Origin of the sequence: Geomonas azotofigens, assembly GCF_018919395.1 — a bacterium.
In the GTDB taxonomy this organism is placed as follows: domain Bacteria; phylum Desulfobacterota; class Desulfuromonadia; order Geobacterales; family Geobacteraceae; genus Geomonas; species Geomonas azotofigens.
In genome coordinates, this window is the sequence record NZ_JAHLME010000003.1 from 1,011,648 (window position 1) to 1,028,531 (window position 16,884).

Annotated in this window: 12 protein-coding genes; 10 read left to right on the plus strand and 2 right to left on the minus strand. The window is 65.2% G+C overall.

What is annotated here, in order from left to right; translation table 11 throughout:
- Nucleotides 1-21: 21 nt before the first annotated feature.
- The 7 genes from KOL99_RS14170 to KOL99_RS14200 all read left to right on the plus strand — a co-directional run bounded on the left by KOL99_RS14170 (nucleotide 22) and on the right by KOL99_RS14200 (nucleotide 10,341).
- Nucleotides 22-627 (plus strand): chemotaxis protein CheW, encoded by a 606-nt coding sequence (locus KOL99_RS14170; RefSeq protein WP_216511096.1) that lies wholly within the window; start codon nucleotides 22-24, stop codon nucleotides 625-627.
- A gap of 113 nt (nucleotides 628-740) precedes the next feature.
- Nucleotides 741-2,597, plus strand: a complete 1,857-nt coding sequence (locus tag KOL99_RS14175) for a methyl-accepting chemotaxis protein (RefSeq protein WP_216511097.1) — start codon at nucleotides 741-743, stop codon at nucleotides 2,595-2,597.
- A 36-nt stretch (nucleotides 2,598-2,633) separates the two neighbouring features.
- The gene (locus KOL99_RS14180; RefSeq protein WP_216511098.1) at nucleotides 2,634-4,922 is read left to right on the plus strand and encodes a hybrid sensor histidine kinase/response regulator; all 2,289 of its coding nucleotides are present in this window, start codon (nucleotides 2,634-2,636) and stop codon (nucleotides 4,920-4,922) included.
- A gap of 10 nt (nucleotides 4,923-4,932) precedes the next feature.
- Nucleotides 4,933-5,991 carry a chemotaxis-specific protein-glutamate methyltransferase CheB gene (gene cheB, locus KOL99_RS14185; RefSeq protein WP_216511099.1) on the plus strand — a complete coding sequence of 353 codons (1,059 nt, stop codon included), beginning with the start codon at nucleotides 4,933-4,935 and terminating at the stop codon, nucleotides 5,989-5,991.
- Nucleotides 5,992-6,004: 13 nt separating this feature from the next.
- On the plus strand, nucleotides 6,005-7,363 hold the full coding sequence (locus tag KOL99_RS14190; RefSeq protein WP_216511100.1) for a hybrid sensor histidine kinase/response regulator: 1,359 nt from the start codon (nucleotides 6,005-6,007) through the stop codon (nucleotides 7,361-7,363).
- Between the two features lies 1 nt (nucleotide 7,364).
- Nucleotides 7,365-8,873 carry a sensor histidine kinase gene (locus tag KOL99_RS14195; RefSeq protein WP_216511101.1) on the plus strand — a complete coding sequence of 503 codons (1,509 nt, stop codon included), beginning with the start codon at nucleotides 7,365-7,367 and terminating at the stop codon, nucleotides 8,871-8,873.
- Between the two features lie 43 nt (nucleotides 8,874-8,916).
- Nucleotides 8,917-10,341 (plus strand): sigma-54-dependent transcriptional regulator, encoded by a 1,425-nt coding sequence (locus KOL99_RS14200; RefSeq protein WP_216511102.1) that lies wholly within the window; start codon nucleotides 8,917-8,919, stop codon nucleotides 10,339-10,341.
- A 120-nt stretch (nucleotides 10,342-10,461) separates the two neighbouring features.
- Here the strand turns inward: KOL99_RS14200 and lhgO are convergent, their stop codons facing one another.
- Both lhgO and KOL99_RS14210 read right to left on the minus strand, forming a co-directional pair.
- On the minus strand, nucleotides 10,462-11,667 hold the full coding sequence (lhgO, locus tag KOL99_RS14205) for an L-2-hydroxyglutarate oxidase (RefSeq protein ID WP_216511103.1): 1,206 nt from the start codon (nucleotides 11,665-11,667) through the stop codon (nucleotides 10,462-10,464).
- A gap of 278 nt (nucleotides 11,668-11,945) precedes the next feature.
- A complete protein-coding gene (locus tag KOL99_RS14210) occupies nucleotides 11,946-12,881 on the minus strand; it encodes a 3'-5' exonuclease (RefSeq protein WP_236026106.1) in 936 nt (311 codons plus the stop codon).
- Nucleotides 12,882-13,065: 184 nt separating this feature from the next.
- On the opposite strand from KOL99_RS14210, the gene KOL99_RS14215 reads away from it, so the two are divergent.
- The 3 genes from KOL99_RS14215 (at nucleotide 13,066) to KOL99_RS14225 (ending at nucleotide 16,678) form a co-directional block, all read left to right on the plus strand.
- Nucleotides 13,066-13,890: a HesA/MoeB/ThiF family protein gene (locus tag KOL99_RS14215; RefSeq protein ID WP_216511104.1), complete on the plus strand. Its 825-nt coding sequence runs from the start codon at nucleotides 13,066-13,068 to the stop codon at nucleotides 13,888-13,890.
- Between the two features lie 488 nt (nucleotides 13,891-14,378).
- On the plus strand, nucleotides 14,379-16,148 hold the full coding sequence (locus tag KOL99_RS14220; protein ID WP_216511105.1) for an aldehyde ferredoxin oxidoreductase family protein: 1,770 nt from the start codon (nucleotides 14,379-14,381) through the stop codon (nucleotides 16,146-16,148).
- Nucleotides 16,149-16,159: 11 nt separating this feature from the next.
- The gene (locus KOL99_RS14225; RefSeq protein WP_216511106.1) at nucleotides 16,160-16,678 is read left to right on the plus strand and encodes a 4Fe-4S dicluster domain-containing protein; all 519 of its coding nucleotides are present in this window, start codon (nucleotides 16,160-16,162) and stop codon (nucleotides 16,676-16,678) included.
- Nucleotides 16,679-16,884: the final 206 nt, after the last annotated feature.

Sequence of the window (16,884 nt, forward strand, 5' to 3'; positions counted from 1 at the left end):
CACTGTTTCTGGAGATGGCGCATGTCACAAAAAACTTCCAGCATAGATTGGGCTGACCTGCTCAAACGCCAGGAGGCCGCCTTCGCCGCGGCGCAGGCGCCTTCCCGCGACCCGGAGCGCGAGCGCGCACTCCTCGAAGAGCGGGCGCGCCTTTTGAGCCGCAAGCCCGGCGGGAAACCCGGGAGCGCCGGTATCGACTGCCTCGAGTTCCTGCTTTCCGGCGAGCGCTACGCCATCGAACTCTCCTACATAGCGGCAACGCTGCCGCTCACCGATTTCACGCCGCTTTTCTGCGCGCCCCCCTTCGTGCTGGGGATCACCAACCTGCGCGGACGCATCATCTCCATCGTCGATCTGCGCCGCTTTTTCGAGTTGCCGGCGCTCGGGCTAGCGGACCTGAACCGGGTCATCGTGGTAGGAGACGAGGGGATGGAATTCGGGGTGCTGGCCGACCGCGTCGTCGGCACCATGTCCTTGACGGCCGATGAACTGCTCCCCATTCCCGACACGTTTACCGGGCCCAGGGAGGAATTCGTCGCCGGGGTGACCGCCGAGCGCATGGCCCTGCTCGACATGGGGCGCATCCTCGCCGACCCGAGGATGGTGGTGCACGAAGAGGTGGGGTAAAGAGGCAGGTTGAGGAGTTGTTGAGGTTGAGTGGTGATTGTGCATTTTAACGTTAAGGGTTGCGCTGCTGAGGTTTTCTCAACCTCAACCTTAACCTGTCTTTAGGGGGTTCCATGCTGAGCACTATGAAGATCCGTTACCGACTTGCCGCCGGCTTTTCCGTGCTGGTGCTGTTTCTCATCCTGACCGGGGGGCTCTCCCTGAAGAACATCGCGGCCGAAGGGGACCTGCTGAACGAGTTTTACGAACACCCCTTCACGGTCACCAACGCCATCCACCAGGTGGACAGCAATATCGTGCGCATGCACCGAGACATGAAGGACGTGGTGCTCTACGCCAACGACCCGTCCGACCTGGAAAACTCCCTCACCGACATCAGTAACTGCGAACAGATCGTCTACCAGCAGCTTGCCGTTGCCCGCGAGAAGTTCCTTGGCGACAAGGCCAAGATCGACCAGATCAAGCAGTCGATGGAACAGTGGAAGGAGGTCCGGTCCCGGACCATCTCCCTGGTGCGGCAGGGCAAGATCAAGGAGGCCGTTGCCTTCCACAAGACCTACGCGCGCCGGACCGTCGCCAACATCGAGGCCCAGGTCAATGAGGTGCTCAAGTTCTCCTTCGCCAAAGCCGAGTCCTTCGCGCAGGAGTCCAGGCGCAACCAGCGCTCCACCTTCGCCATCACCGCGGTCCTCGTGGCGTTGGCCGGCATCCTCGCCGCCCTCATCGCCTTCGCCATCACCGCCTCCATCACCAGGCCGCTCACCGACGCGGTGCAGGCCGCCGAGCGCCTCGCCCAGGGGGACGTCTCCGTCGAGATCGGCAGCGACTCTCCCGACGAGCTCGGACAGTTGCTCAGGTCCATGGGCAAGGTGGTGCACTCCATGCGTCGCCTGGGCGAAACCGCCAACCGCATCGCCCAGGGCGACCTGGACGTGGAGGTGACCCCGCTTTCCGAGCGCGACGTGTTCGGCTCCGCCATGCGCAACATGGTGGCCTCGCTCAACAGCCTTGCCGACAACGCCGACCGCATCGCGTCCGGCGACCTCACCATCGAAGTCCTCCCGGCCTCCCCCAAGGACCGGCTGGGCAACTCCTTCCGCACCATGACCAGCAACGTGAGGGAGCTCACCGTGGAAATCGCCGAGGTGGTCAACATCCTGGCCGGCTCCGCCGCCGAGATCATGACCACGGTCAGCGAACTTGCCTCCAGTTCGGCCCAGACCGCGACCTCCATCTCCGAGACCAACGCCACCGTCCAGGAGATCCGCCAGACCACCGACCTCACCTCGCAGAAGTCGCGCCAGGTGTACGAGGGGGCCCACCGCTCCGCGCAGATCGCGCGCACGGGCAGGGAATCGGTCAACAGCGCCATCGGCGGCATGCAGGGGATCGACGAGCGCATGGGCTTCATCGCCGAGCGCATCGTCAACCTCTCGGAGCAGAGCCAGGCCATCGGCGAGATCATCGCCACCGTCGCCGACCTCGCCGAGCAGTCCAACCTTTTGGCGGTGAACGCGGCCATCGAGGCGGCCAAGGCCGGGGAGCACGGCAAGGGATTCGCCGTCGTGGCCCAGGAGGTGAAGAACCTGGCCACCCAGTCCAAGCAGGCCACCTCCCAGGTCAGGAACATCATCGGCCAGATCCAGAAGGCGACCACCGCGGCGGTCCTCGCCACCGAACAGGGGAGCAAGGCGGTCGAGGCGGGGGTGAAGCAGTCCAGCGAGGCGGGCGAGTCGATCCGGCAGCTGGCCGCCAGCATCGAGGAATCCTCCAACGCCACCTTGCAGATCGTCACCTCCACCCAGGAGCAGGCCATCGGCATGGACCAGATCGCCATCGCCATCCAGAGCATCAACCAGGCCAGCGACCAGAACGTCGAGGGATCGCGCCAGATCGAGGCGGCGGCCCGCAACCTCTACGAGCTGAACCAGAAGTTGCAGCAACTGGTCAGCGGCTACAAGGTGGCATGATGGCCATGACGGCGGAAAAGGGGAGACTCGCGCGGCATGCTTGACAGCGACGCCTTGCTCAAAGAGCTCCTGGCCACCTTCGAACAGGAGGCGCGCGAGCACCTTGGGGAGCTCTCCTCCCTGCTCCTCGCGCTGGAGCGCGACCCGGAGGCGGCCGAGCGCGGACACCTGCTCGAGTCGGTGTTCCGTCGCGTGCACACCCTGAAGGGGGCGGCGCACGCGGTGAACCTCCCGGATGTGGCGTTCGCCTGCCAGCGGCTCGAGGACATGCTCGCGGATTTGAAGCGGGGCGACCTCGCGCTCGGGCTCGAGCAGTTCGACTCGCTGCACGTCAGCATCAACGACCTGGGCCAGCGGCTCTGCTTCGGCTCCCCCGCCGCCGAGCCCGCTGCTTTCCCGGCCGAGGCCCCACCTCCCATCCCCGCCCCGCTCGCCCGGACTGCGCCGCGCGAGACGCCGGAATCGGTCGCGCCCCCGGCACGGCAGGCGACGGAACCGGTCGCCGTACCTGGCGCCGCCCCGCGCCCCGCACGCCTCCCGGAGGGAAGAGCGGTCCAGCAGCGCCACGCGGTGGCGCGTCCGCAGGGGGACGAGACGGTCCGGGTCTCGGCGCGGCTTTTGGAAGAGCTCCTGCTGCAGTCCGAGGAGCTGGTCTCGGCGAAGCTTTCCGCCTCAGCGCTGCACGAGGAACTGGCGGCCGCGGCCGGCGAACTCGCCCTGCGCCAAGGGGAACAGGGCCGGGCCCTGGAGGTCGCCAGAAGGGGCGCCAAGGATGCCACCGGCCGGGAGGCGGCGCTTTGCGCCCTGCTCGAGCGGGGGTGCCACACGGAGCGGCAGGTGGTGGGGCGCCTGCGCCTTTTGGAGAAGAGCGCGGAGAAGCACCTGAGGTCGCTGCAATCGATGCTCGACCCGCTTCTGGAGGAGATGAAGAAGCTCCAGCTCCTCCCCTGCGCCACGCTCTGCGACCCCTTCGCCAAGGTGGTGCGGGATCTCTCCCGCGAACTGGGCAAGGAGGCGGAGTTCACCTGCCTGGGGGGAGAACTCGAGATCGACCGCCGCATCCTGGCCGAACTCAAGGAGCCGCTGTTACACCTGGTGCGCAACACGGTCGACCACGGCATCGAGCCCCCTTCCGTACGCGAGGCCGCGGGAAAGCCGGCCAGGGGCTCGATCCGGATCGAGATCAGGCTGCAGGACGCCAACCGCGCCGAGTTGCTCCTCGAGGACGACGGCGGCGGCATCGACGTCGCGCGGGTCAAGGGCGCCGCGCTGCGGCTGGAGGGAGTTTCGGCCGAGCTCCTGGAACGCATGCCCGACCATGAGGCGCTGCAGCTCATCTTCGAGGGGGGGCTCTCCACCAAAAGGAGCGTCGGCAGCGTTTCCGGGCGCGGCGTCGGGCTCGCCATCGTGCGCGACGCCCTCGAGCGCCTGGGGGGGCACGTGAGCGTTTCCAGCACCCCCGGCGCCGGGACCGCGTTCCGTCTCGTCTTTCCGCTCTCCTTCGCCAGGATCCGCGGCCTCCTGGTGCAGGTGGGGGGGCGCGACTGCGTCATTCCCGCCACCAACGTTGAATTGAGCGCCAGGGTGGCGCACGACGAGGTGAAACGGCTGGAAAACCGCGACACGCTGCTCGTCAACGGCGAGCTGGTCGCGCTGGTCTCCCTGGGGCGGATCCTCGAGGTGAAGCGTGGCGCGGCCGGCATGGAGCGGACCGTCTGCTACGTGCTGCTGCACGCCGGCGACAAGAGGATCGCCTTCGCCGTCGACCAGGTGCTCGGGGTCCAGGAGATCCTGGTCAAGCCGCTGGGGCGGCAGCTCTCCCGGGTGCGCAACGTGGCCGGGGCCACCGTGCTCGGCAACGGCAGGGTGGTGCCGGTTCTCAACGTGGCGGACCTGTTCCGCTCGGCGCTTACCATCGAGGCGCCCGCGGTGCCGCCCCCCTCCCCCGCCGTGCCGGCCCGGCGCGTCTCGGTGCTGGTCGCGGAGGATTCCATCACCTCGCGCACGCTCCTCAAGAACATCCTGGAATCGGCCGGTTACGAGGTCCGTACCGCCGTGGACGGGGCCGACGCGCTCGCCCAGCTCAAAGCGGAGAGTTGCGACGTGGTCGTCTCGGACATCGAGATGCCGCGCATGGACGGCTTCCAGCTCACCGCCGCGATTCGCGCCGACAGCAGGCTGGCCGCGCTGCCGGTGATCCTCGTGACCGGACTTGAGTCGCGCGCCGACCGGGAGCGCGGCATCGACGTGGGGGCGAGCGCCTACCTGGTGAAAAGCGGCTTCGATCAGGCCAACCTGATCGAGGTGATTCAAAAACTAAGCTGACGGGGTCCGCGTGATCAGACTGCTGGTGGTAGAGGATTCGAAAACGGTGCAACGCGCGCTGGTCGCTGCCTTTGAGGCGGATCCCGGGATCGAGGTGATCGCTACGGCCGAAACCGGTGAGGAGGCCGTCGAGGCCGCGAGGACCCTGCGCCCCGACCTGATAACCATGGACATCAACCTCCCCGGCATGGACGGCTTCGACGCCACCCGGGCCATCATGTCCAGCTGGCCGGTCCCCATCGTCATCGTCACCGGGAAGATGAACCCGAGGGATTCCGCCACACTGTTCCGGGTGATGGAGGCCGGAGCCCTCATGGTGCTCTCCAAGCCGGACCCGGTGGGGACGCCGGGGTACCAGGCCTCGGTGGACAACCTGGTCCGTCACCTGAAGCTGATGGCCGAGATAAAGGTGGTGCGACGCACCTTCCCGTCCGGCAAGGTCCCCCCCCGCACCGACCGGCCGGTCCCTCTCCCCCCGGTGCATCCGGTCAAGGTGGTGGCGATCGGCGCCTCGACGGGAGGGCCGCCCCTGCTGCGCCAGATCCTCGCCGCTCTCCCCGCACACTTCCCCGCCGCGGTCGTGGTCGTGCAGCACATGGCGGTCGGCTTCACAGAGAATTTCGTGCACTGGCTGAACCGCTCCTCCACGCTCCCGGTGGCGCTCGGCACCGACGGCGCGCAGTTGGTCCCCGGCCAGGTCTACGTGGCGCCCGACAACTGCCACATGGAGGTGACCCCTTCCGGGAGGCTCCTCCTCTCCGACGCCCCCCCGGAGTACGGCGTGCGCCCCTCGGTCTCGGCGCTGTTCCGCTCGGTGGCGCAAAGCTACGGCCGCCACGCCATGGGCGTGCTCCTCACCGGCATGGGGAAGGACGGGGCGCTCGAATTGAAGGCGATCCGCGGGCGCGGCGGCATCACGGTGGCCCAGGACCGGGAAAGTTCCATGGTTTTCGGCATGCCGGGCGAGGCGATCGAGATCGACGCGGCCCAGCACGTGCTGCCGCCGGCGGCGATCATCGAACTGTTGCAGAGGATGACAGGTAAAGGCGGGATCACCCCCGCAAGCTAAGGAAAGAGAAGAGATGGATACCGACAACACCCCGGGTGCCGCGCGGCACCGCATACTCATCGTCGACGACAGCCCTACCCAGGCGAAACTGCTGGAACAGATGCTGGCCGAACAGGGATACCGGGTGCTCAGCGCCCGAAACGGCAGCGAGGCGCTGGCGAAAATCGGCACCGACAGCCCCGATCTCGTCATCAGCGACATCCTCATGCCGGAGATGGACGGTTTCGAGTTGTGCCGCCGCGTCAGGGAGCTGCAGGGGAAGGGACAGCTCCCCATCATCCTGCTCACCCACCTGAACGACCCCGCCGACGTGCTGCACAGCCTCGAGGTGGGGGCGGACTACTTCGTCTCCAAGCCCTACAGCCGCAAGCTCCTCCTGTCCCGGATCCGCGCGGTGCTCGAGGGGGAGCGCCTGTGCCGCCAGGGGGAGGTCGACAACGAGGTCTCGGTCGGCTACCGGGGCCGGCAGTACCGGGTCCACGCCGACTGCGCCCATACCCTGGAGCTGCTGCTGGCGACCTACGAGATGGCGGCGGAAAAGAACCAGGAACTGCTCGGGGCGCAGGCGCTTCTTTCCAATCTGAACCGCGAGCTCGAGCAACGGGTGTTGGAGCGGACCGCGGCGCTGACCCAGGAGACGGCGGAACGCCTGCAGGCGCTGGAAGAGCTGCGCAAGAAGGACGAGGTGCTCATGCAGCAAAGCCGCCAGGCGGCGATGGGGGAGATGATCGGCAACATCGCGCACCAGTGGCGCCAGCCGCTCAACGCGGTCGGGCTCCTGGTCCAGGACCTCACCCTCTCCTACGAGTACGGCAATTTCAGCCGGGAGTACCTCGATACGAGCACCGGCAAAATCATGCAGATGATCCGGCACATGTCCCAGACCATCGACGACTTCAGGAACTTCTTCACTCCCGACAAGGAGAAGACCGAGTTCCAGCTGGAGAAGGTGCTGCGGCGCACCCTAGCGCTGGTCGACGGCAGCCTCAACGACAAGGGGATCGTGATCGAGCTGGAGGCCGGGGAGGTCCCGCCCGTGGTCGGCCATCCCAACGAGTTCTCCCAGGTCATTTTGAACATCATCAACAACGCCATGGACGCCTTCTGCGAGCGGAAGGTGCGCTCGCCGCACCTGAAGGTCGCCCTGTCCCGCCACGAGGGTCGGGCCGTGGTGACCATCGCCGACAACGCCGGCGGCATCCCGGACGAGGTGATCGGCCGCATCTTCGAGCCCTACTTCACCACCAAGGAGCAGGGCAAGGGGACCGGGATCGGCCTCTTCATGGCCAAGAACATCGTGGAAAAGAGCATGAACGGCTCGCTGACCGTGCGCAACACCGCGGCGGGCGCCGAATTCAGGATCGAGGTTTGACATGGTAGCAGCCGCACCGGGCACCGGTTTCACCCTGTTATACGTTGAGGACGACGAGCTCACCAGGCAGACGGTACTCACCCTCCTGGAGCGACGCTTCCGCGGTCTCGCCATCCACGCGGCGCAAAACGGCGCCGAAGCGCTGGAGCTCTACGCCACCTTCGCCCCGGACCTGGTGGTCACCGACATCAAGATGCCGGTGATGAGCGGCATCGAGATGGCGCGGCGGCTCCTGGAGCGGAAGCCCTCCCTGCCGGTGATCGTCACCAGCGCGCACAGCGACATGCAGTACCTCCTGGAATCGATCGAGCTGGGGATCGCGCGCTACGTCCTGAAGCCCATCGACAGCGGTAAGCTTTTCGGCGCCATCGATGCCTGCCTCACCACCTTGTCCATGGAACGTGAGCTGCAGGCCCAGCAGGCTTTCGTGCGCAAGCTGTCGCGCGCGGTGCAGCAAAGCCCCAGCTCCATCATCATCACCGATCCCGAGGGGACCGTGGAATACGTCAACCCGAAGTTCACTGAACTGACCGGCAAGGCCGAGTCCGAGGCGCTGGGACGCCCCCTGGCCGAACTTCTGCCGGCAGGGGAGGAGATCTGGGCCAAGCTCTCCTCCGGCGGCACCTGGCACGGCGAGCTGGCCGGGGTGGACGGCAACGGCCTTCCCCTCTACCAGTCAAGCTCCATCTCGCCGGTCCTCGACGAAGCGGGGGAGATCGCCAACTTCGTCGCGGTCCAGGAGGACATCACCGAGCGGGTGCGCAACCAGCGTGAAATCGAGCAGTTGAACCTCACCCTGTCGGCCCGTGCCGAGGAGCTCGAAATCGCCAACCGCGACCTTGAAGGCTTCAGCTACACGGTCTCCCACGACCTGCGCACGCCGCTCACCAACATCAACGGCTACTGCCAGGTGATCCTGGAGCTCTACGGCGCCACCCTGGAACAGGGGTGCAAGGAGTTCATCGACGTCATCTTCAACGAGACCATCAACATGAACCAGCTGATCAGGACGCTGCTGGAGTTCTCACGGGTCTCCCGCGCCGAGATGGTCAAGTCCCCGGTCAACCTGAGCGAGATGGCGGCCCTGATAGCCGCGGCGCAGCAGTTGGCCTCCCCGGGACGCAGGCTCAACTTCACCATCGAGCCCGACCTCGCCGCCTACGGCGACCCGAACCTGCTCAAGGTGGTGCTCGAGAACCTCATCTCCAACGCCTGCAAGTACTCCAGCAAAAGGGAGCAGTCCCAGATACAGTTTGGCCGCGAACTGCGCGACGGCGAGGAGGTCTACCTGGTGCGCGACAACGGGGCGGGATTCGACATGGCGCAGGCGGACAAGCTGTTCAGCCCGTTCCAGCGCCTCCATTCGGAGCGGGAATTCAGCGGCTTCGGCGTGGGGCTCGCTACCGTCCAGCGCATCATCCAGCGCCACGGCGGGCGCGTCTGGGCCGAGGGCGAGGTCGACGGGGGCGCGTGTTTCTACTTCACCCTCCCGGGGCCGCAGGCGCGGTGACGGCGGCACGGGGAGTTTCCACAGTTAGCAGGAGGTATCAGCAGTGCAAGCGATAAACAAGCATTCGCAACGGATTTTGCTGGTCGACGACGAAGCGCTGATCCTCGAGGGGTGCCGCGCCTGCCTCAACAACGCCGGCTGGAACGACGTCATCCTCGAAAGCGACAGCCGCCTGGTGCTGCCGCTCCTGGAGCGCGAGGAGGTGGACGTCATCGTGCTCGACCTGCGCATGCCCAACATCACCGGGGTGGAATTGCTGCCGCAAATCGTGAAGCAGCACCCGCATATCAAGGTGATCGTCGCCACCGCCAACAACGAGGTGGAGACGGTGGTCAACTGCATGAAGGATGGCGCCTTCGACTATCTGGTGAAGCCCATCGACGTGAAGCGCCTGCTCACCTCGGTGAAAAAGGCGATGGAAATGCGCAGCCTCGCCAACGAGCTCTCCGCGCTGAAAGCCTACATGTTCACCGACCGGCTGGACCACCCGGAGGCCTTCGCCGGGATCATCACCGGCAACAAGGCGATGCGCGCCGTGTTCCAGTACCTCGAGGTGATCGCCGGCACGCGGCAGCCGGTCACCATCACCGGCGAGACCGGGACGGGGAAGGAGCTGATCGCCCGCGCCATCCACGATCTGAGCGGCTGCAGCGGCGACTACGTGGCGCTCAACGTGGCGGGACTGGATGACAACATGTTCTCCGACACCCTGTTCGGCCACCGCAAGGGCGCCTTCACCGGCGCCGACCAGGCCCGCGACGGCCTGATCACCCGCGCCGCCGGGGGCACCCTCTTTCTCGACGAAATCGGCGACTTGAACGAGATGTCGCAGATCAAGCTATTGAGGCTGTTGCAGGAACAGGAGTACTACCCGGTAGGATCCGACTTCGTCAAGAAGAGCGACGCCCGCCTCGTCTTGGCCACCAACCGAGACCTGCAGGAGATGATCAAGCAGGGGAAGTTCAGAAACGACCTCTACTACCGGCTCTGCGGGCACCGGGTGCACCTCCCTCCCCTGCGCGAGCGGCGGGACGACATCCCGCTGCTTTTGGACCACTTCCTGGAGAAGGCTGCCGTCCGCATGGGGAAGAAGAAACCGACCCCGCCGCCGGAACTGGCCGTGATGCTCACGCTCTACCCATTCCCCGGCAACGTCCGGGAGATGGAGGCCATGGTCTCGGACGCGGTCCTGCGCCACGGCGCGGGGGTCCTTTCCATGGACACCTTCCGGGCCGTGATCGGCGACGAGCGCCCCATCCCGAAGAACTCCGGCGCGGACAAGAGCGGCGGTGAGAACCCGCTGTGTGCCATCTTCGGGCACTTCCCGACCCTGGACGAGGTCGAGCAGTACATGATCGAGGAAGCGATGAAGATGGCCAAGGGGAACCAGGGGCTGGCCGGCAAGATCCTCGGCATGGGGCGCCAGACCCTTAACAAGCGCTTGAAGTCACAGTCCCAGTCGGCCTGAGGCCAGACGCATGCCGCAACGACAAAACCGCCGGGAGCATCGCCCCCGGCGGTTTTTCTTTTGTATCTTCCCCCTGTGCGAGAGCACGTTATCCCCTCTCCCAGAGGGAGAGGGAGTTTGTTACGGCGCTGGAGCGAAGTGCCGGGCCACGATCCCCTGGGCGAGGTCCATGGACGAGGTGAACGCGGGAGAAATGGGGTTCAGCACGTGGACCGTCGGCCCGTCGGCCTCCACCAGGAAGTCCATCACGAGCTGCTTGGTGTTCCAGTCCACGAGCTGCGGCCGGATCCCGACCTTGGAGGCGGCGACCACGTCCCCGGGCGAGAGTTCCTTGACCAGGCGCGCGGCGTCCTTGAAGAAGACGGAGGGGATGTACTTGGCCGGCTCGGTGAGCGCCACGTTGCGGAAGGACTTGTTGGCCAAAAACAGCACCAGGTCCTGGAAAGCGATGGAGAAGGCCTCCGCGCCCATCCCCGAGAGGATGCCGTAGTTCTCCCTGCCAAAGGCGGGGATGGCGGTAGGCCCAAGGTAGACGTCGCCGTGCACGCTGCGGGTGAAATGGACGCCGAGAAACGGGTTGCGGATGTCGGGGACCGGATAGATGCTGGAGTTGACCGTGTACGGGGCGTCCTTTTTGAGCAGCCGGTACACCCCCTTGAAGGGAATCAGGCGGTAGTTTCTTCCCACGCCGAAAAAGCCCGCCACCTTGTCGCAGTAGGCCCCGGCGGCGTTGACGAACCTGTTGAAGCGGATCTCCCCGCAGCTGGTGACCGCGATCCCGCTCCCCTTGAGGCCGGTCATGCGGCACCCCATGAGAAAGGTGACCTTGCCGCTTCCCTCCAGGTCCTTCTTCAGGCTCTTCAGCACGGCCTTCGGGTCGACCACCGCGGTGTAGTGCGAGAAGAGTGCGCGCTGCACGGTGCGTGCATTGGGTTCGATGGAGGCGAGCTGGCGTTCGTCGATCATCTCGACCTTGGCCCCGTTGGTGGTGGCGCGCCGGAACAACTCGTCAAGGACCGGCAGTTCGGCCTCGGTGCGGGTCACGATCACCTTGCCCGTTTCCAGAAGCGGCAGCCCCTTCTCCTTGCAGTAGGCCCGCATCAGGAAGTTGCCGTTCAGGCAGGACTTCGCCTTGAGGCTGTCCGGCGAATAGTAGATCCCGGCGTGCAGCACGCCGGAATTGCGGCCGGAGGCGTGCACCCCAAGTTCGGTTTCCTTCTCGATGATCACGATGTCGCCGTGCCCGGTCCGCACCAGTTCGCGCGCGATGGCGAGTCCGATGATGCCCGCCCCGACGATCAGTATCTCGGCCCTGTCGATGCTCATGCCACCTCCGGTATCCATTCAGTTTATCTAGCGTGGCTCTGCTAAAGATTCAGAGCAAAAGCAAAAAGCTTCAACGCAAAGGCGCAGAGGCGCCAAGGCGCAAAGAGAATGCAACTACGGGGGAAAAGCGAAAGCGTTATAAACCAAAAACCAATTTGTAACGCAAAGCCGCAAAGACGCAAAGAGTTCAGATTCTAAGGGGTGTGTCTTCCCCCCAAAAAGGTTTTCTTAGCGCCTTTGCGGCTCTGCGCCTTTGCGTTAAAAGCTTTAGATTTTAACTACTCCCGCACCGAGAACCGCGCATAGGCGTCGCAGCGCATGACCTGTACGGCACTGGTGTTGCCGCGCGGGTAGATCTCCCGCGCCAGGTAGGCGAGCTCCTCCGGTTCCTCGTGCGCCGGCACGTCGCGCCACCAGGCCTTGCTCCCCCCTTGCGTCCCGTCGCTCCAGCGGTACCCCCGCTCCTTGAGCACATCCTTCTTGTCGAAAGGAGCCGATACGGCGTAGATGCGCGAAGTAACCTCGTGCGCCCGCTTCAAAAGCTCCAGGAAGATCGGCGCACCGCTCACCGGCAAACGCTCCAGCAACAGCCCCAGCACCCCCTCGGCATCATCCAGGGCCCGGTGGGCGTTGATGGTGAGGGACCCGGTCTTGTACAGCAGAAATTCCAGGGTGCGCGAGGAGAGCCGCTCCGCGTTCCAGTCGATCTGGCAGACGGTGCAGGCCCAAGGGAGTTTCACGAAGGAGGGGAAACGCGTTTCCACGAACTTGCGGTCGAAGGCCGCGTTGTGCGCGATGACGAGATCGGATTTCTCGGCCAGGGCATTGACGATGGCGTCATCGAAAGCCTGTCCGCGCACCATGTCGTCGGAGATGCCGGTAATCTCCCGAACCTCGGGGGGAATGGCGAAGCCGGGGTCCTCGAAGCCGGAGTAGCGGTCCGTGATGCGGTAGATCTCGCCGCTGACGGGGTCGAACTCGAAGGCGACGATGCCCAGCTCGATGACCTTGTCCTGTTTGTGGTTCAACCCGGTGGTCTCGGTGTCGAGGCAGAGCGCGATCTTGGCGTGGCTTGGGCCCGGGCGCCCGAGCCGCGCGTCCCGAGCCAGGTTCAGGCGGCGCAGCACCTGGTAATCCCCTGTGTTATGCAGGGCCGCGATGGCGATTTCTATCTCCAGCGCGTTCATCGGGCCCCCTTTTTGCTTCACTGCCATGTCGTCACCTTATACCTTGGGGTGTGACCGGGAAAGCGCCGGCAGCAGCCAAGGGCGATCCCGGTAGTCGGGCACGATATCACAGACTTACCATGACAGGCAACAACCAGCATTGCCGCGCTGCAAAAACCCGGCAGGTAGAGCACACGCCGCAGCCTGCGCGTCGACGCAAAGGATAACCGAAATGGACCAACTGAGCAGCTTTCTCAAGGAACACGCGGAGGGAGACCTCATCTGTTGGCAGTACCAGGCCGAGGCGGCGCGCCGCTTCCGAATCACCGTCGCACAGGCGGAGCGTGCGATACTCGAGATGGGCCTGCTCCCGGCGCGCTACCAGCGCAACGTCGGCACGGTAAGCCCAAAGGGGCAGCTCGTCCTGCACGGCAGCCGGGTCGCCGTGGTTGGATGCGGCGGGCTGGGCGGCTACGTCGTGGAGCACCTGGCCCGGCTCGGGGTCGGTACCATCGTCGCCGTAGACCCCGACCTGTTTGAGGAACACAACCTCAACCGGCAACTCCTCAGCAGCATCGAGGCGCTCGGGACGCCCAAGGCCGCCGCGGCCGCACAACGGGTCGCGGACATCAACCCGGCGGTGACCGTGCTGCCGGTGCAGGATTGCTTTTGCCCCGACAACGCCGGCGAGTTGATCGCCGGGTGCTCAGCCGCCGTCGATGCCCTCGATAACGTGCAGAGCAGGCTTGAACTGGCCGACGCCTGCAACACCTTCGGGGTGCCGCTGGTGCACGGCGCCATTGCCGGCTGGTACGGCCAGGTCGCCACGCAACTGCCGGGGCAGGCAACGCTTCGCCACATCTACCGCTCCTGGAGCTCCGGCGCGGGAGTGGAGCGCGAACTGGGCAACCCCTCCTTCACGCCTGCGGCCGTGGCGAGCCTCCAGGCCGCAGAAGTCTGCAAACTGCTGCTCGGGACCGGGCGCCCCCTGACCGGACGCAAGCTCGTGGTGGACCTGCTGCACATGGACATGGACCAGTTCACCATCCCCGCCTGACCGGATCCGGTTGCGGCACATCACGCGGCGATGTGGCCATGCATCCTTGATGCAGCGCCGCATCCTGACGGCGCGGCCGCCGCACCGCTGCCGCCTCCCCGACCGTGTCCCGTCTTTCCCGCTAATTCCAGCAATTCCAAGCAGCAACCCTTTCATCAGGCCCCATTAGTAGCGTTCCCGTGCCGTCTTGCCGGCAGGATGCGTCGCTGCATTATCCAATGCCGGAACGCGCTTTGGTCGGCTGGTCGCGCGCGACCCATGGAAAGGACCGGTTCCAGGAACTAAGCGCAGGCTTCTCCGCACGAAGCTAAAGAAAACGCGATGTTGCACGTTATCCTCTGCAGGGGCAGGCGCCGCAGCACCGCGTGCCCTGCAGCGGCTCCGCCTCGTGGCACGCCCTGTGCTATCACGAGTGCGCCGACCAAGGGGCGCACGTGTTCCAGGGGCGGCCCCGCTGCATCCAATTTCAGACTTAATACGGGGTGAACATGAATCTTTACATGGGAAAGATGTTGGTGGTCGACCTTAGCGCGGAGTCGGTGACGACTGAGCCGTTACGCGCCGAGTGGCTCCGCGAGTACTGGGGAGCATGGGGGCTGGCGCTGCGCTACTACACGGATGCGGTCTCACCCGAGATCGACCCGCTCGCGCCGGAGAACGTTGTGGTCATCATGACCGCCCCCCTGTGCGGGACATTAGTGCCGCTCGCCTCCCGAATGTGCCTGGTCTCCAAGTCCCCGCATACGGGGACCATCTTCGAGTCCAACGTGGGGGGCTCCTTCGGTCCGGAACTGAAGTACGCCGGCTACGACGGCATCATCATCAAGGGGCGCGCGGCCTCCCCGGTCTTCCTCAAGATCGATGACGATCGGGTCAGCATCGAGAGCGCCGAACACATGACGGGCCAGGGGATCTTTGAAACGGAGAAATTGATGGAAGCGGCCATCGGCGCCCACGGGGCCAAGACCCTCGCCATCGGGCCGGCCGCAGAGAACATGATCACCTACAGCATGATCGGCTCCGAGTCCTACCGCCAGTTCGGCCGCGGCGGGACCGGCGCGCTCTTCGGGAGCAAGAACCTGAAAGGAGTCGTCTGCCGCGGCACCGGCGGGGTCAGGGTCGCCGACATGCCCAGGTTCCTGGAGCGCACCGACCACTTCACCAAAAACGACCTGCTGTGCGACGACAACCTTTGGGCCAAGACCGACGGCACGCCGATCCTTGTGGAGGTGACCAACGAGATGGGGATCCACCCCACGAGGAACTACACCAAGGGGTTCAACGGAAGGAAGGAGCGGCTCAACTCCGACGCCATCCAGGCTGCCAAGCTGGGCAACCGCGCCTGTGCGTCCTGCCCGATGGCCTGCGGCAAGTTCACCCGGGTGAACTCCGCCGAGATTGAGGGACCCGAGTATGAGACGCTCTGCCTGGGAGGCTCCAACTGCGAGATCCACGACCTCGAGGCGGTGATCCGCTTCAACCGCCTGTGCGACGACCTTGGGCTCGACACCATGACCTGCGGCAGCACCATAAGCCTCGCCATGGAGATGACCGAGAACGGCGTCCACGACTTCAACCTGCGTTTCGGGCAGGTGGAGGAATACCTCAAGGTCGTCTACGAGATCGCAACCCTCTCCACCGAGCGCGGGCGCGACCTGGCCAAAGGGGCGAAGCACCTAGCCGCCAAGTACGGCGCAGAAGAGCTCAGCATGGAGGTGAAGGGGCTCGAGATGCCCGCCTACGAGCCACGCGGCAACTTCGGCATGGGTATCGCCTATGCGACCAGCGAGCGCGGTGCCTGCCACCTGCGCGCCTTCCCCATCTTCGCCACCGACCCCCACGATATCGACGCGTTGGTCTCCGATGTGGTAGACGCGCAAAACGCCAACTCGATCAAATGGTCGCTCGGCTTCTGCGATTTCTGGGGCACAGTCAACACGTCCATCGAGGCGGACCTCATGTCGGCAGGGCTGGGCGAACCGGTGAGCGCCGAGGAACTGGACCGGGCCGGTGAGCGGATCTGGACCCTGAGCAGGCTCTTCAACCTGGCGGCCGGCTTTACTGCGGCTGACGACACGCTCCCCAAGAAGATCATGGAGCGACCGCTCGAAGGGGGGCGCCACGCGGGGCGCGTCTTCAGCCGTGCCGACCTCGCCCGCGCCATGCAGTCCTACTACGAACTGCGCGACTGGAGCGCCAAGGGGATCCCTTCGTCGCGTAAGCTGGCCGCCCTCGGCCTCGAGACAACGACCCTATAGGAGACCTGACCTTGAAAAAAGAACTCTTCGCCAACCCGGATCTGTGCACCGGCTGCAACAGGTGCACCCTCGCCTGCTCCGCCAACAAGGAGGGCGTCTTTCAACCCAGCAAGGCCAGGATGCGCGTGACCAACTTCCCGCTGCGCGGCTTCTCTGTCCCCAACATCTGTTTCCAGTGCCCCAAGGCAAACTGCCTGGAAGCATGCCCTACCGACGCCATGTTCCGTGGCGCGGACGGGGTGGTCCGTCTCAACCGCGACCTGTGCTCCGGATGCGGCGCCTGCGTCTCCGCCTGCCCATACGGCATGGTCGAGCAGGACGCCAAGGGGATCCCCTTCAAGTGCGACCTCTGTGACGGCGATCCGGCCTGCGCCAAGGAATGCCACTCCGAGGCCCTGGTACACGTCGCCGGGGATGCCGCCCTCTTCCAGCTCAAGGCGGCGCAGATGAAAACAAGGCACAATTCCGGCACGCCGCTGGAGAAGCGGCACAAGATTGCCGAAGCGTTGAAAAGGAACTCACGAGGCTAGCACCTCCCCCATTCAACGCACAGAGGCGGTATTTGATAGCTCTACACCAGATGCTTCATGTGAAGCGACAAGGAGATTCAGTGATGATGAGAGACGTAGCGTACGCACAAAGCGAGGCCCAGAGGATGCTGAACCTGCTCCTGACCCCGGAGCACGAGGTTCCGGCGGCGGAGCGCGAAAAGATCGAGCAGGAGACCGTGGAGAAC